Annotated in this window: 18 protein-coding genes; all 18 read left to right on the top strand. The window is 37.0% G+C overall.

The features are described 5' to 3' along the window. Positions 1-118: 118 nt before the first annotated feature. The 18 genes from uppS to ABDZ84_RS12920 all read left to right on the top strand — a co-directional run bounded on the left by uppS (position 119) and on the right by ABDZ84_RS12920 (position 20,703). Positions 119-889, top strand: a complete 771-nt coding sequence (gene uppS / locus ABDZ84_RS13005; RefSeq protein WP_026680926.1) for an undecaprenyl pyrophosphate synthase — start codon at positions 119-121, stop codon at positions 887-889. Positions 890-903: 14 nt separating this feature from the next. Continuing rightward, a complete protein-coding gene (locus ABDZ84_RS13000; protein ID WP_166529880.1) occupies positions 904-1,710 on the top strand; it encodes a phosphatidate cytidylyltransferase in 807 nt (268 codons plus the stop codon). 106 nt (positions 1,711-1,816) lie between these two features. Continuing rightward, positions 1,817-3,082 (top strand): RIP metalloprotease RseP, encoded by a 1,266-nt coding sequence (gene rseP, locus ABDZ84_RS12995; RefSeq protein ID WP_026680928.1) that lies wholly within the window; start codon positions 1,817-1,819, stop codon positions 3,080-3,082. A gap of 352 nt (positions 3,083-3,434) precedes the next feature. Then, positions 3,435-7,721 carry a PolC-type DNA polymerase III gene (locus ABDZ84_RS12990; RefSeq protein ID WP_205388601.1) on the top strand — a complete coding sequence of 1,429 codons (4,287 nt, stop codon included), beginning with the start codon at positions 3,435-3,437 and terminating at the stop codon, positions 7,719-7,721. A 312-nt stretch (positions 7,722-8,033) separates the two neighbouring features. After that, positions 8,034-8,504, top strand: a complete 471-nt coding sequence (gene rimP / locus ABDZ84_RS12985; protein ID WP_026680929.1) for a ribosome maturation factor RimP — start codon at positions 8,034-8,036, stop codon at positions 8,502-8,504. A 15-nt stretch (positions 8,505-8,519) separates the two neighbouring features. Further along, entirely contained in the window at positions 8,520-9,617 is a 1,098-nt protein-coding gene (gene nusA, locus ABDZ84_RS12980; protein WP_026680930.1) for a transcription termination factor NusA, read from the top strand. A gap of 13 nt (positions 9,618-9,630) precedes the next feature. Next, a complete protein-coding gene (gene rnpM / locus ABDZ84_RS12975) occupies positions 9,631-9,912 on the top strand; it encodes an RNase P modulator RnpM (protein WP_026680931.1) in 282 nt (93 codons plus the stop codon). Then, positions 9,902-10,201 (top strand): YlxQ family RNA-binding protein, encoded by a 300-nt coding sequence (locus ABDZ84_RS12970; RefSeq protein WP_026680932.1) that lies wholly within the window; start codon positions 9,902-9,904, stop codon positions 10,199-10,201. The genes rnpM and ABDZ84_RS12970 overlap by 11 nt, the downstream gene beginning before the upstream one ends. A 19-nt stretch (positions 10,202-10,220) precedes the next feature. Beyond that, complete coding sequence (gene infB, locus ABDZ84_RS12965; RefSeq protein ID WP_026680933.1) at positions 10,221-12,371, top strand: translation initiation factor IF-2; 2,151 nt, start codon at positions 10,221-10,223, stop codon at positions 12,369-12,371. Next, the gene (locus ABDZ84_RS12960) at positions 12,368-12,646 is read left to right on the top strand and encodes a DUF503 domain-containing protein (RefSeq protein WP_026680934.1); all 279 of its coding nucleotides are present in this window, start codon (positions 12,368-12,370) and stop codon (positions 12,644-12,646) included. The genes infB and ABDZ84_RS12960 overlap by 4 nt, the downstream gene beginning before the upstream one ends. Positions 12,647-12,687: 41 nt before the next feature. Next, positions 12,688-13,029, top strand: a complete 342-nt coding sequence (rbfA, locus tag ABDZ84_RS12955) for a 30S ribosome-binding factor RbfA (protein ID WP_026680935.1) — start codon at positions 12,688-12,690, stop codon at positions 13,027-13,029. A gap of 79 nt (positions 13,030-13,108) precedes the next feature. After that, positions 13,109-14,002 (top strand): tRNA pseudouridine(55) synthase TruB, encoded by an 894-nt coding sequence (gene truB / locus ABDZ84_RS12950; RefSeq protein ID WP_026680936.1) that lies wholly within the window; start codon positions 13,109-13,111, stop codon positions 14,000-14,002. 21 nt (positions 14,003-14,023) lie between these two features. Next, positions 14,024-14,968, top strand: coding sequence for a bifunctional riboflavin kinase/FAD synthetase (locus ABDZ84_RS12945; protein WP_166529878.1), 945 nt, complete (start codon positions 14,024-14,026; stop codon positions 14,966-14,968). A 126-nt stretch (positions 14,969-15,094) separates the two neighbouring features. After that, positions 15,095-15,364 (top strand): 30S ribosomal protein S15, encoded by a 270-nt coding sequence (rpsO, locus tag ABDZ84_RS12940; protein WP_026680938.1) that lies wholly within the window; start codon positions 15,095-15,097, stop codon positions 15,362-15,364. Between the two features lie 171 nt (positions 15,365-15,535). After that, the gene (gene pnp / locus ABDZ84_RS12935) at positions 15,536-17,659 is read left to right on the top strand and encodes a polyribonucleotide nucleotidyltransferase (protein ID WP_026680939.1); all 2,124 of its coding nucleotides are present in this window, start codon (positions 15,536-15,538) and stop codon (positions 17,657-17,659) included. Positions 17,660-17,798: 139 nt separating this feature from the next. Next, positions 17,799-18,743 (top strand): polysaccharide deacetylase family protein, encoded by a 945-nt coding sequence (locus ABDZ84_RS12930; protein ID WP_026680940.1) that lies wholly within the window; start codon positions 17,799-17,801, stop codon positions 18,741-18,743. Between the two features lie 39 nt (positions 18,744-18,782). Beyond that, the gene (locus ABDZ84_RS12925) at positions 18,783-20,006 is read left to right on the top strand and encodes a M16 family metallopeptidase (protein ID WP_026680941.1); all 1,224 of its coding nucleotides are present in this window, start codon (positions 18,783-18,785) and stop codon (positions 20,004-20,006) included. A 454-nt stretch (positions 20,007-20,460) separates the two neighbouring features. Further along, positions 20,461-20,703 carry a YlmC/YmxH family sporulation protein gene (locus ABDZ84_RS12920; RefSeq protein ID WP_026680942.1) on the top strand — a complete coding sequence of 81 codons (243 nt, stop codon included), beginning with the start codon at positions 20,461-20,463 and terminating at the stop codon, positions 20,701-20,703. Positions 20,704-20,921: the final 218 nt, after the last annotated feature.

Below are 20,921 nucleotides of genomic sequence, written 5' to 3'. Positions count from 1 at the left end.
TTGGTGATATAATGATGATTTATCCAGAATGGACTGGCATATAATCAATGCGGTTTACATATAGATGATAGTTGTAGAATCATGATATGGATAATCAACAGCATTCGGAGGACAAAAAATGTCAATTAGACTTCCTTTTATAAAAAATAAACAAAAGACATCGAACGATAAACAAATGGAGATGGAGACCGAGAACATCCCCAATCATGTAGCCATAATAATGGATGGAAATGGAAGATGGGCTAAGAAACGTGCCCTACCAAGAATTGCAGGTCATAAGGAAGGGGTTAATTCAGTAGTAAAAGTAGTGCGAGCTGCTTATAAGTCGAACATAAAAGTACTAACCCTTTATGCTTTTTCAACTGAAAATTGGAAAAGACCTAAGCCTGAAATAGAATATTTGATGAAGTTGCCGAAAGAATTCCTACATATTCATTTACCAGAGTTAATGGAGAAAAATGTTCGAATTCAAACAATTGGAGATTTTGAATCTTTGCCTACGCATACGAAAAAAGCTGTTCAATACGCTATTGATAAAACAAAGGGTAATGATGGATTATTGCTTAATTTTGCTTTAAACTATGGAAGTAGAGATGAAATAATGCAAGCGATAAAACAGATTATGACAGATATTGATGGTTCCAAACTAAGCATTGATTCATTGGATGAACAAATCTTCTCTAAATATCTATATACGCAGGGATTAAGTGATCCGGATTTATTAATTCGTACAAGTGGCGAACAACGACTAAGTAACTTTCTTTTATGGCAGTTAGCCTATACCGAATTCTGGTTTACCGATGTCCTTTGGCCAGATTTTTCGGAAGAAGTATTTCAAGAAGCTATTCAAGAGTATCAGCAACGTCAACGACGCTATGGCGGAATTTAAGGTGAGGAATTGCAATGAAACAAAGAATTATTACAGCCATTATTGCACTAATTATATTTGTGCCCTTTGTCATTATCGGAGGGATGCCTTTTCAACTTTTGGTTTATGCAATGGCCACAATTGGCTTTGTTGAATTGATAAGAATGGGTAAAATTTCCAAGTATTCCATTCCATCCATCTTAGGAATTGGATTAGTGTGGTTAATTTTGATGCAAGAGAGTAATACAGATTTAACTCCTTTAGCTTGGTTTACAAAGTCAGAAGTCATTATGCTAATGGTACTACTCTTATTATCGTATACGGTACTCGTTAAGAACAAGTTTACTTTTGATCATGCTGGAGTAGTGCTTTTATCAGCTATTTATGTAGGAATGGGATTTTATTATTTAATTGAAGCGCGAGTTGGACCTGAAAGCACCGACGCATTAGCAACGATACTTTACGTATTTCTTATTATTTGGGCAACAGATACAGGTGCATATTTTTTTGGACGAGCATTCGGTAAACGGAAGCTTTGGCCAAAAATCAGTCCGAATAAGACGGTTGAGGGTGCGCTAGGAGGCGTTTTTTTAGCAATTGTTGTTGGCGTGATCTTTCAGGCTATTCATCCAATAGAAGATTCATTTCTAGCAATTAGTAGTGTATCTCTATTGGCATCTATTTTTGGTCAAATTGGTGACTTAGTCGAGTCCGCATTTAAACGTCACTATGAAGTAAAAGATTCAGGAAATGTATTACCAGGACATGGAGGTATATTAGACCGGTTTGATAGTTTATTGTTTGTAATGCCTATATTACATTTGGTTGGTTTTTTTAACTAAACAATGCAGGCAATAAATATTTGTAGGATGTCTATAATATACTAGTATAGGTAAGAATTCACAGATAAAAGGTTATTAATTTATCCCCTAAAGGAAGGTGCTTTCTTTGAACACAGTTATCGCTTTTATATTCATGTTTGGCTTACTCGTGTTTATCCATGAATGGGGCCATTTAATTTTTGCAAAACGCGCAGGTATGCTCGCTAGAGAATTCGCGATCGGCTTTGGTCCGAAAATATTTGCTTTTACTAGAAATGAAACTGTATATACAATACGGCTCCTTCCAATCGGTGGATATGTCCGAGTTGCTGGAGAGGATCCAGAAATTATCGAATTGAAACCAGGCCACCATGTTGGTCTTGAATTTAACGATGCAGGAAAAGTAAATAAGATTATTGTAAATCATAAATCGAAGCACCCAAATGCTCGTATTATTGAAGTAGAACATGCGGACTTAGATCACAAATTACGAATTGAAGGCTATGAGGTTGATGAGCAAGACGAAAAACTTAGCTTCGAAGTCGATCCGAAGGCATTTTTTGTAATGGATGAAAGAGAAACGCAAATCGCTCCGTATGATCGTCAATTTGCCTCCAAAACGATAGGTCAACGTGCTATGCAGCTTTTTGCTGGTCCTATGATGAATTTTGTTCTTGCAATTGTTATCTTTTTAATACTTGGACTTATTCAAGGAGTTCCGGTTGAAGAGGCAAAAATGGGGCAAATACAACCAGATAGCCCTGCTCAAGAAGCAGGTATGAAGAGCGATGATGAGGTTATCAAGATAGAAGATCAATCGGTTTCAACGTGGAAGGAATTTACTTCCATTGTAAGAAAGAACCCTGGGGAAGAACTAGATATTGTTGTACTTCGTAATGGGGAAGAAGTTCCATTAACGATTGTTCCAGCAGAGGTGCCTGGACAAGAAGGTCAAGGTTCATATGGACAGATCGGAGTATACCAAGGGTTCGAGAAATCGGTTCTCGGCACAATAACATATGGTTTTACGCAAACATTTGAAACAACAAAATTAATAGTAACTAACTTAGCCATGCTAATTACTGGACAATTACCAATTGAAACATTATCAGGACCTGTTGGTATATATGATGCAACAGATCAAATTGTTCAAACTGGATTTATGAACTTTTTAATGTGGACGGCCATGCTAAGTATTAACTTAGGAATCGTCAATCTAGTTCCACTTCCAGCTTTAGATGGAGGGAGACTGTTATTTGTAGGAATAGAAGCTGTGAGAGGGAAACCAATCTCTCCAGAAAAGGAAGGATTGTTTCATTTCGTCGGTTTTGCTTTGCTCATGCTTCTTATGATCATTGTTACATGGAATGATATTCAGGAATTATTTCTATAGTGGCTACCGTGGTAATCAAAAATTTTGAGCAAAAGTCCAAGCTCCCGTAGCGACTGGAGCGAGTCAGCTAGGATAAAGGAATCGAGCCGATGACGCCTTATCGTATTGCGATTCGTGAAGTCGCCTAGCTGGACGCGGCTCAACACGCCCATAATTACCCACATAGGCTAATTTTATAATTTCCTAGACAACAAGAAAACCCTTGTCAAATAAGTGTTGGCAAGGGTTTCCACTATGTAAAAATGAATGATTGGTCAATACAGTGATGGTTCACTATAATTAATGTATGAGATGAATGATCCCTTCCTGAAGGTTATTCTTTCTAGTAAGGGTGAGGGGTAGGAGGATGAAAATGAATATCTCTAAAAAAGAAAAGATGGATGTACTTTTAAAACAATTGGATATTACTCAGGAGCATCTCCCATATTTTGAGAATAGCTATTTAGATAAATTGGAAGTGTATAAACAGTCTAAAACATGGCATTTTCATATTAATACAGAACAAGTGCTACCGTGGGAAGTATACCAAGTGTTTGAAAGTAAACTGCGTAACAGCTTCCAACAAATTGCAGAGGTAGACATTTCTATTGTTACGAATGAAAAATCTTGTGATACGGATACGACAGTAAAATATTGGCAGCACTTTATACAGTCACTTACAAATTTGTCTCCAGCATATAAAGAAATGGTGCAAAATCAAATTCCTCAAATTCAAAATAATAACATCATTTTAACAGCTAGGAATGAAGCTGAAGCCACTGCACTGAAAAAACGACTTGAAACAACCTTTAAAAGTTATTGCCAAAAAACTGGGCTACCGTTGTATGCAATGCAAATGGAAGTAAAGACGGAGGAAGCTGATTTCCAGAAATTTAAGGAACAAAAAGCTTTAGAGGATCAACAGCTAGTACTAAAAACCGTACAAGAAAAAGAAAAGCGGGATCAGAACAACGGACAAAATGATAATAAGCCACTTATGCTTGGATATAAAATTCAGGATGAACCGATAAGAATGGAAGAAATCCAAGAAGAGGAACGGCGAATAACCGTTCAGGGCTATATATTTTCATCCGAAATACGTAAGCTACGTTCTGGTAGAAGCTTGCTGATAATCAAGGCCACCGACTATTCCGATTCTCTTCAAATCAAAATGTTTTCCAAAGGCGATGAGGATGCAGAGAAATTTGAAGCAGCTAAAAAGGGGATGTGGATTAAGGCGAGAGGGAGTATACAAACGGACATGTATACGAATGAATTGGCCATGATGGCTAATGATATTCAGGAAGTGAAAGTAGCACCTCGTATGGATGATGCGCCGGATGAAGAAAAAAGAGTGGAATTACATGCTCATACAACAATGAGCCAGATGGATGCAGTCGTATCGCCAGCAAATTTGATTGGACAAGCTGCAAAATGGGGTCATAAAGCAGTTGCTATTACAGATCATGCAGGTGTACAAGGCTTTCCAGATGCTTATGCAGCAGGCCAAAAGAATGGAATTAAAGTGTTATATGGTGTTGAAGCAAATTTAGTAGATGATGGCGTGCCAATTGCCTATAATGAAAAGAATCTTGACTTAGAGACAGGCACATACATTGTATTCGACGTGGAAACAACGGGTCTTTCGGCAGTATATGATACAATCATTGAATTAGCTGCTGTGAAAATTCATCAAGGTGAGATCGTTGATCGATTTGAATCTTTTGCTAATCCACATCATCCCTTGTCTCAGACAACTACAGATTTAACAGGAATTACGGATGAGATGGTACAAGATGCACCTGAGGTGGAAGATGTATTAAAAGATTTTCATAGCTGGATGGGGAACGATATATTAGTAGCTCACAATGCTAGTTTTGATATGGGATTCTTAAACCAAGGATTTAAGAAAATAAATTATAACAAAGCAGATAATGCTGTCATTGATACATTAGAGCTTGCTAGATTTTTATTCCCACAATTGAAAAATCATCGTTTAAATACGTTATGTAAACATCTTGATATTGAGCTTACTCAACATCACCGAGCTATTTATGATGCAGAGGCAACAGGTTATTTGTTATGGAAGTTAGTGCAAGCATTACTAAAAAAAGAAATTACGAATCATAATCAATTAAATAATCACATGGGTGAAGGAAATGCATATCAACGATCACGTCCTTTTCACTGTATTTTACTTGCGAAGACTCAAGAGGGTTTAAAGAATATATATAAATTAGTATCTCATGCACACATTGATTATTTCTATCGAGTTCCTCGAATTCCTAGATCTTTATTACAAAAGTATCGGGAAGGTATATTAATTGGTTCAGCATGTGATCAAGGTGAAGTATTTGAGACAATCATGCAGAAGTCCGAAGAAGAGGCGGAAAGTGTAGCGGAATTTTATGATTATATAGAAGTGCAGCCACCTGCTAATTACACCCATTTAATCGAGAAGGACCTTGTGCAAAACGAAGCACAGATCTTAGATATTTTAAAGAAACTAGTAAAGTTAGGCGACAGAATCGGAAAGCGAGTAGTTGCAACTGGAAATGTCCATTATCTTCATGATCATGATCAGGTATATCGCCAAATTTTAGTTGCTTCACAAGCAGGAAATCCATTAAATCGAGTAACATTACCTAAAACACCATTCCGTACAACAAATGAGATGCTGAAAGCTTTTCACTTTTTAGGAGAAGCGAAAGCGAAGGAAATTGTAGTTACTAATTCGGCTATGATTGCTGAGGAGATAGAAGACATTTCCCCAGTAAAGGATGGATTATTCACACCAACGATTGAAGGCGCTGATCAAGAAATGAGAGATTTGTGTTACACGCGTGCGAAAAAAATTTACGGTGATCCAGTTCCAGAGATTGTAACCAATCGTTTGGAAAAGGAATTGGAAAGCATTATTGGTCACGGTTTTGCAGTTATCTATTTGATTTCTCATAAACTGGTTAAGAAATCGTTAGATGATGGTTATTTAGTTGGATCACGTGGTTCTGTTGGTTCTTCCTTTGTGGCTACAATGACAGAAATAACTGAAGTCAATCCTTTACCTCCACATTATGTATGTGAAGCTTGCCATTATAATGAATTCATAACGGATGGTTCTGTAGGTAGTGGTTTTGACTTACCTGATAAAACATGTCCAAATTGTGATAAGCCATTAACGAAGGATGGTCAAGACATACCATTTGAAACGTTCTTAGGATTTAAAGGAGATAAGGTTCCAGATATTGATTTAAACTTCTCAGGTGATTATCAGCCCCGTGCTCACAATTTTACAAAAGAGCTGTTCGGAGTAGATAATGTTTATCGAGCTGGGACAATTGGTACGATTGCAGAAAAAACTGCTTATGGGTATGTGAAAGGTTTTGCATCTGATAAACAACTTGTTTATAAAAATGCGGAAGTAGATCGATTAGTGCAAGGATGTACAGGAGTGAAGCGTACAACTGGGCAACACCCAGGTGGTATCATTGTTGTGCCAGATGATAAAGAAATATTTGATTTCACTCCAATTCAATTTCCAGCAGATGATCGGAATAGTGAATGGCGAACGACACATTTTGACTTTCACTCTATCCATGATAATTTATTAAAGTTAGATATTCTCGGACACGATGATCCGACAGTAATTAGAATGCTTCAAGATCTTAGCGGAATTGATCCGAAAACAATACCAACGGATGATCCTGATGTGATGACTATATTTTCAGGACCAGAAGCACTTGGGGTTAACGCAGAACAAATTAATTGTAAGACGGGCACATTAGGAGTTCCAGAATTTGGAACAAAGTTTGTTCGGCAAATGCTAGAAGATACGAAGCCTAATACGTTTGCAGAATTGGTAATTATATCGGGACTGTCTCACGGTACAGATGTATGGCTAGGAAATGCTCAAGAATTGATTAATGATGGTATTTGTAAGTTACCTGATGTAATTGGTTGCCGCGATGATATTATGGTGTATTTAATGCATAAAGGACTTGATGCTTCGCTAGCGTTTAAGATCATGGAATTTGTTCGTAAAGGTAAGGGGCTTCAAGATGATTGGATTGCTGAAATGAAAAAACATGATGTACCAGACTGGTATATTGAATCATGCAAAAAAATTAAATATATGTTCCCTAAAGCACATGCTGCTGCATATGTGTTAATGGCAGTGCGAATCGCATATTTTAAAGTTCATCATCCGATTTTCTTTTATGCCGCTTACTTCACGGTGCGTGCAGATGACTTTGAATTGGACACAATGATCAAAGGCTCTAATGCGATACGTAATCGTATTGAGACGATCACAGCAAAAGGAAATGATGCTTCGCCTAAAGAAAAGAATTTACTAACCGTACTCGAATTGTCATTAGAAATGTGCGAAAGAGGCTTTTCATTCAAAAAAGTGGATTTATATAAATCGAGTGCTTCTGAATTTATTGTAGATGGTGATGCGCTCATTCCTCCATTTAATGCTGTGGATGGATTGGGTACTAATGCTGCAATAAATATTGTAAAGGCTAGAGAAGAAGGAGAATTTTTGTCAAAAGAAGATTTAAGAGAACGTAGCAAAATTTCAAAAACAGTTTTGGAGTATTTGGATAATCACGGCTGTTTAGAAGGAATGGCTGAGAAAAACCAATTATCACTATTCTAGTGTAATTCTGTTGGCTGAGCTTCTCCATTTTAAGTTTATTTGGAGGTTGTAATGGATATACTATTCCTACATGCACGTAAACTTGCGTCGTATTTATCCATATGATATACTTATTTTGGTAAGTAATGATACGAACGTTTTTAAAGAGTGGGTGACAGCCCACTCTTTCTTCATACCTCTACTTTGCTCAATGACTTCCCTTGCCACTCCTTACGGCAGGGGTTTTATATTGATGGAGGCAGTTCACTCAAATGAAATAGGAATGATTTGTTCATACTAGTAAGTAAACAACAGCATAAAGGAGGATATGTATTGAGTTCTCAAGTAATTAAGACAACGGAAGAGCTAGTTCTACCTATTCTAGAGAAAAAGAACTTAGAGCTTGTCGATATTGAGTATGTGAAAGAAGGAAAAAATCGTTTCCTTCGAGTTTATATTGATAAAAATGGCGGAGTAGATATTTCAGAATGTGGAGAAGTGTCTGAAGAGTTGAGTGAAAAGTTAGATGAAACCGATCCAATATCGGAAGCTTACTTTTTGGAAGTATCATCTCCAGGAGTAGAACGTCCATTAAAATCAAAAGAGGACTTCGAGAAACATATAAATAGCAATATTTATGTAAAGCTATATGAGCCCGTAGATGGCGAGAAGTCATATGAAGGAGTTCTCAAGCGTTTTGTAGATGATGTGCTAACGATAGAATATAAGGTGAAAACACGCAAATTAACAGTAGAAATACCGTATAGTAAAATAGCAAAGGCTAGACTTGCTGTAACGTTCTAAAGGGGGAAAAGAAAAGTGAGCACGCAATTGTTTGATGCAATTGATTATTTAGCAAAAGAAAAAGGTATTGATAAGGACATTCTATTGGAAGCGTTAGAAGCTGCTTTGATTTCTGCATATAAGAAAAACTTTAAATCAGCTACAAACGTACGTGTGGAACTAAATGAAGAAACTGGGAAAATGGGCGTTTTCTCTAGAAAAACGGTTGTCGATGAAGTAGAAGATACACAGCAAGAGTTATCATTAGAAGAGGCAAAGAAAATTAATCCTAATTATCAGGTTGACGATGTCGTAGAGGTAGAGGTAACACCAAAAGACTTCGGAAGGATTGCTGCCCAAGCCGCCAAACAGGTCGTAACACAACGTGTTCGCGAGGCAGAGCGAGGTGTGATTTTCTCAGAGTATTCAGACCGTGAAGAAGATGTAATGACGGGAATTATTCAACGAAAGGACGCACGCTTCGTTTATGTGAACCTTGGAAAAATAGAAGCTAAACTTGCTGAGGCTGAACAAATGCCAACGGAGGAATATTATATTCATGACCGAATCAAGGTTTTTGTGACAAAGGTTGAAAATACAAGCAAAGGCCCACAAATCTATATTTCAAGATCACATCCAGGGTTATTAAAACGATTATTTGAAATGGAAGTTCCAGAAATCTATGACGGCATTGTCGAAATCAAGTCCGTTGCTAGGGAAGCAGGAGACCGCTCTAAAATATCTGTTTACGCGCCAGATCCAGAAATTGATCCGGTAGGTTCATGTGTTGGACAAAAAGGCCAGCGTGTGCAAGCAATTGTAAACGAATTAAAAGGAGAAAAAATTGATGTAGTAGAATGGTCTGAAGATCCAACAGTATATGTTTCAAATGCGTTAAGCCCATCTAAAGTTGTTGAAGTATTAGTGAATGAAGAGGAAAAAGCGACAACTGTCATTGTTCCTGACTATCAATTATCATTAGCTATTGGCAAGCGTGGTCAAAATGCGAGACTTGCTGCTAAGCTCACTGGATGGAAAATTGATATAAAAAGTGAGTCCGAAGCACGTGATGAAGGCTTATTGGATGAAGCGGATGAGACTTATTCCGACAATGAGGAAAGCTTGTTTGAATAAGGGGGATCATTAAATGACAAAACAAAGAAAGATACCTACACGTAAATGTGTAGTAACAAATGAAATGATGCCAAAAAAAGATTTAATTCGAGTTGTGCGTAATAAGGAAGGGGAAGTGTTTGTAGACCCCACTGGTAAAAAAAATGGAAGAGGCGCATATGTATCAAAGGATTTGGATGTTATTGCAAAGGCAGAAAAATCAAGTGTCCTTAGTCGCCATTTAAATGCTGACATCGATGCTAGCATATTTGAAGAACTTAAAGCGCTGATAACAGGTAAGAATCATGAAAAGTAATTATTTAAATTTGTTAGGTCTTGCTCATCGAGCAGGTAAGTGTGTACTTGGTGAAGATGCAATACTTAAAGAAATTCGATCCAATCGGGCAAAACTAGTATTGTTAGCGAACGATATAGGTCCGCAAACACGAAAAAAATTAACGGATAAATGTAAAACCTATGAAATTCCATATGTCATAGTGGACGACAGAGATACGATATCGAAAGCTATTGGCAAAGCCCAAAGAGTAGCCATTGCAATTATAGATGCAGGGTTTGCTGCGAAGTTCAAATCGTTACTCGGGTAATAAATTCGGGGGTGAACGTATGAGTAAAATGCGTGTATATGAATATGCAAAACAAAATAATACATCAAGTAAGGATGTAGTGACATTTTTGAAAGGGATTAATGTAGAGGTTAGTAACCATATGTCTACTATTTCTTCAGATGTTATAGCGAAACTAGATAATCATTTTAAGTCAGATAATAAATCACAGGCTTCAATGAAATCCGACAAGTCAGCGGAACAACGTAGCGATAAAACGGAACATAAAGGTAAGAAGGAGAACAAAGGGAAATCCAATCATAATTCTCCACAACAAAACAAAAAGAACCATCAGAATAATAACAAACCAAATAAACAGCAAAAATTTCAAGGTAAAAAAGGTAAAAAGGGTAAAGGAAATAAGCCCGTTGGGAATTCACAACCAGTTAAAAAGGAGACACCTAAACACATTACCTATCATAATAAGCTAACGGTAAGTGAATTGGCCGAGAAATTAAATAAAGAAGCGTCAGAAATTATTAAAAAGCTAATGTTCCTTGGCGTAATGGCAACGAAAAACCAAGATTTAGATGATGATACTATTGAATTAATCTGCGCTGAATTCGATGTAGAAGTTGAAAAGGAAATTATCCTTGAGGATACGGATTTCGATAAGTATATTGAGGAAGATAAGCAAGAGGATTTAATTGAAAGACCAGCTGTTGTAACGATAATGGGGCATGTGGACCATGGGAAAACGACGTTATTAGATTCTATCCGCCATACGAAAGTGACTGCCGGGGAAGCAGGTGGGATCACACAGCATATTGGTGCGTATCAGGTTGAAAACGATGGCAAGAAAATTACATTTCTCGATACTCCTGGTCATGCCGCTTTCACAAGTATGCGTTCAAGAGGTGCTCAAGTAACGGACGTAGCCATCTTAGTAGTTGCTGCTGATGATGGAGTTATGCCACAGACTGTTGAAGCAATTAACCATGCAAAAGCTGCAGAAGTTCCAATTATAGTAGCAGTTAATAAGATGGATAAAGAAGGCGCAAACCCAGATCGGGTTATGCAGGAGCTCACAGAATATGAATTAATTCCTGAAGATTGGGGCGGAGATACGATCTTTGTTAATCTTTCAGCTATAAAGGGTGAAGGTATTGACGAACTACTCGAAATGATCGTTCTCGTATCAGAAGTAGAAGAACTAAAGGCAAATCCACATACAACAGCATTTGGTACTGTGATTGATGCACAGCTTGATAAAGGACGAGGTTCTGTTGCTACATTATTAGTCCAGAATGGTACATTGCATGTTAGTGATTCGATTGTTGTAGGTAATACACATGGACGAGTACGTGCAATGGTTAACGATCTAGGTAAGCGAGTTAACAATGCTGGACCGTCTACACCGGTAGAAATAACTGGTTTGAATGATGTTCCGCAAGCTGGTGATCAATTTCTTGTATTTAAAGATGAGAAAAAAGCTCGTCAAATTGGTGAAGCACGTCAGCAAAAGCAAATACAAGAAAATCGTGGTGAACAAACGAAGGTTAGTCTAGATGACTTGTTTGAACAAATCAAACAAGGAGATATGAAGGAAATAAACATTATTATTAAAGCAGATGTACAGGGTTCTGCGGAAGCACTTGCCTCTTCGTTACGAAAAATTGAAGTAGAGGGAGTAAATATTAAAATTATTCATACCGGTGTTGGTGCCATTACTGAGTCTGATATTATCCTAGCAGCAGCATCTAATGCTATCGTAATTGGCTTTAATGTTCGTCCAGATGCGAATGCGAAAAAAGCTGCTGAGTCAGAAAAAGTAGATGTTCGTTTACATCGTGTCATTTATAAAGCAATTGAAGAAGTAGAGGCAGCAATGAAAGGGCTGCTTGATCCTGAGTTTGAAGAAAAGGTTATTGGTCAAGCGGAAGTAAGAGAAACATTCAAGGTATCTAAAATTGGTACCATTGCTGGAAGCTATGTAACTGATGGTAAGATTACAAGAGATGCTGGAGTACGCTTAATTCGTAATGGAGTAGTATTATTTGAAGGTGAAATAGCTGCCCTAAAACGCTTTAAAGATGACGTGAAGGAAGTGGCACAGAATTATGAGTGTGGTGTAACGATTAAAAACTTTAATGATATTAAAGAAGGCGATATTATTGAAGCATTTGTAATGGAGGAAATTGAGCGTACATGATCATTTATGCTGAAGTTGAGTGCATGATGTATGAAGGGAATTCGTTAAAGCAGAAACGTTCTGTCATTAAGCGTTTAATTGCAAAATTAAAAAATGACTATAATGTTGCAGTTACTGAATTGGATTATCATGATCTTTGGCAGCGAACGAAACTTGGAATTGTTACTATTTCCAATGAGCAGAAGCATGCGGAACAGATAATTCAAGGAGTAATAAACGTAATTGATTCATATACTGAACTTGAGCGAACTATTACCGAAGTAGAACGAATTTAAAGTCTCTTGTTCTGCAAGGAGTTATACATGAGGTGATTGAATTGGCTGATTTACGTGCAAATAGAGTAGCCGAACAGATGAAAAAGGAATTAGGTGAAATTCTTACTCGAAAAATCAAAGATCCTCGAGTAGGTTTTGTTACTGTAACGGATGTTGAGGTTACTGGAGATTTACAACAAGCAAAAATATTTATATCTGTTCTTGGGGATGAAAAGCAAAAGCAAGATACATTACTAGGTTTAGCGAAGGCCAAGGGCTTTATTCGATCAGAAATTGGCCATCGTATTCGGTTACGAAAAACACCTGAACTCATGTTTGAGTTTGATGAGGCTTATGAATATGGTAATCGAATTGAAACAATCCTTAGGGATTTGAATAAGTGATGATTGCAAAAATCTGACCTATTTATAAATAGGTCAGATTTTTCCCTTCATGTACAGAAAATAAACGGAGGTTTTTTAAATGGATGGAATCCTGCCATTGTGGAAGCCAAAAGGCTTGACATCTCATGATTGCGTCTTTAAAATACGTAAATTATTTCATACCAAAAAAGTAGGTCATACAGGTACCCTTGATCCGGATGTTGAAGGGGTACTGCCTATTTGTATTGGACAAGCAACCAAAATTGTTCCTTTTTTAACGGATACTAAAAAAACGTATATTGCCAAGTTAAAACTCGGACAAGCAACAGATACAGAGGATGCAACAGGAAGAGTCATCGAGGAGAAAGAGGTAGTATATCGTCCAAATGTGCAACAAATAGAAGAAGTATTACCCTCATTTCTAGGGAAAATCGAACAAGTTCCCCCCATGTATTCTGCTGTTAAGGTAAATGGTAAGAAGCTTTATGAATATGCACGCGCTAATGAGACAGTTGAAAGACCAATACGACATGTATATATCTATGAGCTCATGCAACTTTCTGAAGATGAGCAACAGCAAGATACAATCTCTTTCAAAGTGATCTGCTCGAAAGGAACGTACATTAGAACTCTATGTGTGGATATTGGAAAAGCATTGGGTTACCCTGCACATATGGCTGAGTTAACTAGAGAGGCAACCGGTGCTTTTTCAAAGAAAAATACCGTGACATTTGCTACAATAGAGGAGGCGGTCAGAAATAAGAAGGAAGCCGATCTTCTGCAGCCGATCGAACAAGGACTTTTACATCTTGATTGCTTACGTGTCGATCGAGATACAAAACAGAAAGTACTCCATGGTCAAAAACTGCAGTACACGTATAAATTAACGACAAATCCATTTACAGTAATGTATCAGGATGAATTGTTGGCAGTCTATCAGATCCATCCTGACAACCCTGAAATGATGAAGCCAATTCGTGTTTTTAGCAGATAATAAAAGTGTAGGTGAAGCAATATGCGAACATTTGAATTAGAGTATCCACATGCATTAGTTTTTAACGAGCTACCAGAAACCGTAACAGCCATTGGTTTTTTTGACGGAATACATTGTGGACATCAGCGGGTGATCCAAACAGCTGTATCTGAAGCAAAAAATAGAAATATGGAAAGCGCAGTTATCACTTTTTTTCCTCACCCTTCTGTTGTATTAAAAAAAGATGCGCAACACGTTAAATACATAACACCATTACGTGAAAAGAAGGAAATTCTGAAGCGGCTTGGAGTAGATAGACTCTATATTATTAAATTTAATAAAGCATTAGCTTCTTTATCTCCTCAAGGTTTTATAGATCATTTTATAAAGGGATTGAATATAAAGCATGTTGTAGCAGGGTTTGATTTTTCCTATGGACATAAAGGGAAAGGAAATATGGAAACGATTAAAGAGCATGCGGCTGATGCATTTTCGTATACTACGATTAGCAAAGTAGAACTAGATAATGAGAAAATTAGCTCAACAAGAATACGGGAATGCTTAAAAAAAGGTCAGATAGAAAAGGCGAATGAACTCTTAGGCAGACCATTAATCGTAGATGGTATTGTTATTAAAGGGGAACAGAGAGGAAAAGCGTTGGGTTACCCAACAGCGAATATCGACACAAATCGTGATGCACTGTTGCCGAAAACCGGTGTCTATGCGGTGAAAATAATCTATAAAAATGAAAGGTATGAGGGTATGGCGAGCCTTGGAGTGAATCCAACCTTTACACCAGATTTGCTAGAGCCTGTCCTTGAAGTGAACATATTTGATTATAACAATGATCTCTACGGTGATGAGCTTCTTGTGGAATTTCATGCATTTATTCGAGAAGAACAAAAATTTGCTGGAGCCGCACAGCTTATTAAGAAAATCGCAGAGGATGAGGTGAAAATTCGCAATTATTTCGCTAAGAATTGTTGATCAATCCTCTTGCATTTTCCTGAAAAAAAGTGTACGATTAAAAACGTAAAACCATCGCTTGGCAATACGTAACTCCGACGATTGCTAGGGGAATGGGGCTAAAAAGATTATTAGGAGGTGAGCCAGATGGCTATTACACAAGAACGTAAGAATGAAATTATCAATGAATACAAAATTCATGAGAGTGATACTGGTTCTCCAGAAGTACAAATTGCTGTACTTACTGAAGAAATTACAACACTAAATGAACATTTACGTGTTCACAAAAAAGACCATCATTCACGTCGTGGTCTTTTGAAAATGGTTGGTAAACGTCGTAATTTACTTAACTATCTTCGTAAAAAAGACGTTACTCGTTATCGTGAATTAATTAAAAATCTTGGCCTACGCCGATAGATTTAAAAAGCAGGAGAAATCCTGCTTTTTTTTCTACATTGGAAGAGCATGTCATTTGGTAATGAGCCGTTCTTATGAAGTTCCACTTTTTTACCTACATAAAATTTACAATCATGCTTATAAACTATAAAATGAGTGGTAGAATGTTTATTGAAAGGAGTACTATAACTAATGGCAGATGACAAACACCTATTTTCTACAGAAATTGCCGGTAAGAAGTTTACCGTCGAAATAGGAGAATTAGCAAAACAAGCAAATGGTGCATGTATGATTCACTATGGCGATACTGCTGTGTTATCCGTAGCAACGGCATCAAGTGAACCAAAAGATTTACCTTTTTTCCCGCTTACTGTAAATTATGAGGAGCGCTTGTATGCAGTTGGGAAGATACCTGGAGGATTTATCAAGCGTGAAGGAAGGCCAAGCGAAAAAGCAATCCTTTCTTCTCGATTAATTGATCGCCCTATCCGACCTTTATTTCCGGATGGATTCCGTAATGAGGTTCAAGTAATTAGTACAGTCATGAGTGTGGATCAAGATTGTCCATCAGAAATCGCAGCAATGATTGGCTCATCCATAGCATTGAGCGTTTCTGATATACCATTTGCAGAACCAATCGCTGGTGTTAATGTTGGTCGAGTGGATGGGAAATTCGTTATTAATCCAACGATTGAACAGGAAGAACTAAGCGATATTGAACTCACTGTTGCTGGTACTAAGGATGCTATCAACATGGTTGAAGCTGGAGCAAAAGAAGTACCTGAAGAAGTAATGCTTGAAGCAATCATGTTTGGACACGAAGAAATAAAACGATTGGTGACGTTCCAAGAAGAGATTGTACAAGCAGTTGGTTTAGCTAAACAAGAAGTAATCTTATTTGAAATAAAAGATGAGATTGCTGAAAAAGTGGAAGCAGAAGCGAAAGAAAAATTGTTAGCAGCAATTCAAGTGAAAGAAAAACATGCAAGAGAAGAAGCAATTAGTGCTGTGAAAGATGCGATCATCGAAGGCTATGATGAAGAAGATAAAGACCAAATTAAACAAGTAAAAGCGGTTCTTGATAAAATAGTAAAAGAAGAGGTCCGTCGACTTATTACAAAAGAGAAAATACGTCCTGATGGTCGAAAGATTGATGAAATTCGTCCATTATCCTCTCGTATTAATGTTCTACCTCGTACACATGGATCTGGTCTGTTCACTCGTGGCCAAACACAAGCTTTAAGTGTTTGTACGCTTGGTGCATTAGGAGATGTCCAAATTCTTGATGGACTTGATTTGGAAGAGTCTAAACGCTTTATGCACCACTATAATTTTCCGCAGTACAGCGTTGGTGAGACTGGACCAATTAGAGGACCAGGACGTAGGGAGATTGGTCATGGTGCGTTAGGTGAGCGTGCTTTAGAAAAAGTGGTTCCTTCTGATAAGGAGTTTCCTTATACGATACGGCTTGTTTCCGAAGTTTTAGAATCAAATGGATCTACATCTCAAGCCAGCATTTGTGCTTCGACACTAGCTATGATGGATGCAGGGGTACCAATTAAAGCACCAGTTGCTGGTATAGCGATGGGACTTGTTAAATCTGGAGAAGACTATACTATTTTAACTGATATTCAAGGTATGGAAGATGCATTAGGAGATATGGATTTTAAGGTAGCTGGGACAGCACAGGGGGTAACAGCCTTACAGATGGATATTAAAATCGACGGATTATCCCAGGAGATTTTAGAAGAAGCATTAAGCCAGGCGAAAAAAGGACGGATGCAGATACTTGAATCCATGCTTGCGACAATTGGGGAGCCTAAAAATGAACTCTCTGAATACGCTCCAAAGATCCTTACCATGAGTATTAATCCCGATAAAATCCGTGATGTTATAGGACCAAGCGGAAAGCAGATTAATCAAATCATTGATGAAACTGGCGTTAAAATAGATATCGAACAAGATGGAAGTGTGTTTATATCATCAACGGACGCAACTATGAACGAAAAAGCCAAAAAAATCATCGAAGACTTAGTGAGAGAAGTTGAAGTCGGTCAAATGTATCTTGGTAAGGTAAAACGAATTGAAAAATTTGGTGCATTTGTTGAATTATTTAAAGGAAAAGATGGCTTAGTGCATATTTCTGAACTGGCAGAGGAAAGAACAAATAAAGTAGAAGATGCTGTTTCCATTGGTGATGAAATTATGGTGAAAGTAAAAGAAATTGATCATCAAGGGAGAGTTAATCTTTCTAGAAAAGCTGTTATAAAAGAAGAACGTGAACGTAAAGAAGCAGCTGAAAAATCAAAATCATAAGAGTCTTAAACAAGAAGCTGGCGTACCAGTTTCTTTTTATTTTGCTATTATTATTCTGTCAAACAACTGGTACGTTTGGCAAATTAATCATACCTTGTCCCTTCCTTTCATATAAATGAAAGCAAAGGGGGACTTAGCTATGCACCGATTCCGTCATATGATCCATTTCTTTGTATTTATCATTTTAGTCGGTTTGACTTTTGATATACAAAAGAGTCCTGTTACCATTACAGAAACATCTGAAATAATGGAAGCAGTAAAAACAGAGGATTCATTATACAAGGAGATAGAAATGAAAGCTGAGAAGTATAATGAATCACCTGAAGATGCATATATTGATAACGTCTGGAAAAAAACACCAGGAAGAAATGGTTTGAAAGTAAATATTGACAAATCTTATAAAAAAATGAAAGAAACTGGTACTTTTGACGAATCCTTATTGGTGTATGATCAAGTATCTCCAGAAGTTTCGTTGGATGACCTTCCAGCATCACCAGTTTATCGTGGTCATCCGAAGAAAAAAATGGTGGCTTTCTTAATAAATGTATCGTGGGGGGAAGAATATATTCCAGACATATTATCTACGTTAAAGGATCATAATGTAAAGGCTACATTTTTCATAGAAGGAAAATGGGCTAAAAAACATGCAGATCTCGTTAAAATGATCCATGAACAAGGACATGTTATTGGTAATCATGCGTATAATCATCCAGATATGGCAAAAATGAATTATCAAAGCATAGTTGATCAGATCGTTCAAACGAATGATATTATTAAGGCAATTATTGGTAGTAGTCCAAAATGGTTTGCACCGCCAAGCGGAAGTTTTAATGATCAAGTAGTGAAAGTGAGTCATCAATTACATATGAACACCATTCTCTGGACGGTAGATACAATTGATTGGAAGAACCCTTCTGTTTCTGTTATGCTTAATCGAGTAAATGAAAAGATTCATCCAGGTGCGACAGTATTAATGCATCCAACTGCTGCTACTGAACGAGGATTAAATTCGCTTATAACTTCCATAAAAGATAAAGACTTAAAAATTAGTACAATAGAAAAGCTTTTAGATGCAAAAAGGTAGCATTGGTATGTATTATCTACACACATAGGAGGAAATGCATTGATAGAAAAACATACTTGTAAAAATGGCTTACGCGTAGTATTAGAACCTATTCCTGCTGTAAGATCTGTAACAGTAGGTATATGGGTATTGACAGGTTCACGAAATGAATCAATAGCGAATAATGGTATTTCACATTTTTTAGAGCATATGTTCTTCAAAGGTACAATAAACCGTTCACCTCAAGATATTGCTGAAGAATTTGATGCAATAGGTGGACAAGTAAATGCTTTCACATCTAAGGAATATACCTGCTTTTATGCAAAAGTATTAGATACACATAAGGATAAAGCATTAGAGATTCTTGCAGATATGTTTTTTAATTCAACATTTGATGAAGAAGAAATGGAAAAAGAAAAGAAAGTTGTGTATGAAGAAATAAAAATGTACGAAGATACTCCAGATGATATCGTGCACGACTATTTAGCAAGAGCTTCGTATGGAAATCATCCTCTAGGTTTTCCAATCTTAGGGTCGATGGATCATGTAAAATCCTTTACACCTGATGAATTAAGAAATTATATGAAAGAAAGATATACTCCTCAAAATGTAGTAATCTCGATCGCGGGTAATGTGGATTCATCTTATCTCGAGGCGGTAGAAGGTTATTTTGGTAATTATCAAACAGACCATTCACCATCCTTACTTACAAAACCAGCATTTGTAAGTGAAAAGCTGATACGACAAAAAGATACAGAACAGGCGCATCTTTGTATGGGATATAATGGCTTGGCAGTTGATGATGAAAATATTTATAGTTTAATTATTATGAATAACGTTCTAGGTGGAAGTATGAGTTCCCGACTGTTTCAGGATGTCCGTGAAAAACAGGGATTAGCATACTCTGTTTTTTCCTATCATTCCTCCTTTATCGATAATGGATTGTTAACTATATATGCTGGTACAGGGAAAGATCAGTTAGACAAATTAACAGAAGTAATTGAAGGAACTATTGCTACGTTTAGTAAAAACGGTTTAACGGATAAAGAATTACAAAATAGCAAAGAACAGCTGAAAGGTAGCCTGTTATTAAGTCTAGAAAGTACGAATAGTAGAATGAGCCGTAATGGTAAAAATGAGTTAATATTACAGCAGCATCGTAGCTTAGATGAGATGGTTCAGGTGATTGATGAAGTTTCGCATGCTTCTATCCATCAAGTGATGGATAGTATATTCCAGCAGTCTCCTTCTATAGCCTTAATTGCTCCAGATACTGAGAATTAACTTACTAGAAAAAAGTATTATTATTTTTTCCCGCATATAACTTGGCAGTAATACCACCACTTCAAGCAATAAAGTGAGACACTTTTGGTAATTGGGGATCGACTGCCGGTAAATGTCCGATGGTTCAAAGGCCTTTAGGTCATATCCTTGTGGTACTAACAATCCGTGTGGGATAAAACAAAACCCCCACGGATTGAAGTTTCACTTTATACAAAAGAGAAATGGAACGGAAAGAAGTTGCTTGTCAAGCATCTGAGAAATGGCATATACGTAGCTATAGCAGCTAGTTGGCAAAGCATCTTTTTCTGTTCCATGTCTGTTGGAGCAAGGTGATTTTCGATTTTCACTTTCGGCTATAAATGGTAGATTCTCTACAAGCTGTTCGCCTATGGAAACATAGGTGTTTTTTTTGTGCATATATATGTTATAAAGCTTGATTGGAGGAGATATTTTTATGCGCTATAAAGATATAAGTGGTAAGGAGATTGTAAATGTAAATGAAGGGTCACGTTTAGGAATACTTGGTCAAACGGATTTAGAAATAAATGAAACTACAGGACAAATTGAATCATTTATTATACCAAATTATAAATGGTTTGGATTAAAAAAAGAAGGAGAGGAAACAAAGATTCGTTGGAGTGCTATTAAAAAGGTTGGTGAGGACATGATTATAATTGATACAGAAAAATTAAATTAATGTTTTTTATAAGTTAAGAAAGTATAAAATCAGTGCAATGACTGCGTTAAGCCAAGTAGTTATTTTGAAATGTTTGATGTCTATTGGCAATGCTCCGACTAATTACTTCGCTTTCCGCGGGCACGGCCTCAACTAACTTTGCAAAGAAGACCACGTTGCAAAGTGGATTTTCGGCTCGCGCTAATCCCGCAGGAGTCTACGTAATTAGTCTCCGCTAT

This window comes from Virgibacillus salarius (assembly GCF_039521925.1).
In the GTDB taxonomy this organism is placed as follows: domain Bacteria; phylum Bacillota; class Bacilli; order Bacillales; family Amphibacillaceae; genus Virgibacillus; species Virgibacillus salarius.
The sequence above is the reverse complement of the archived record's forward strand: the minus strand, read 5'-3'. Positions and strand labels throughout refer to the sequence as shown.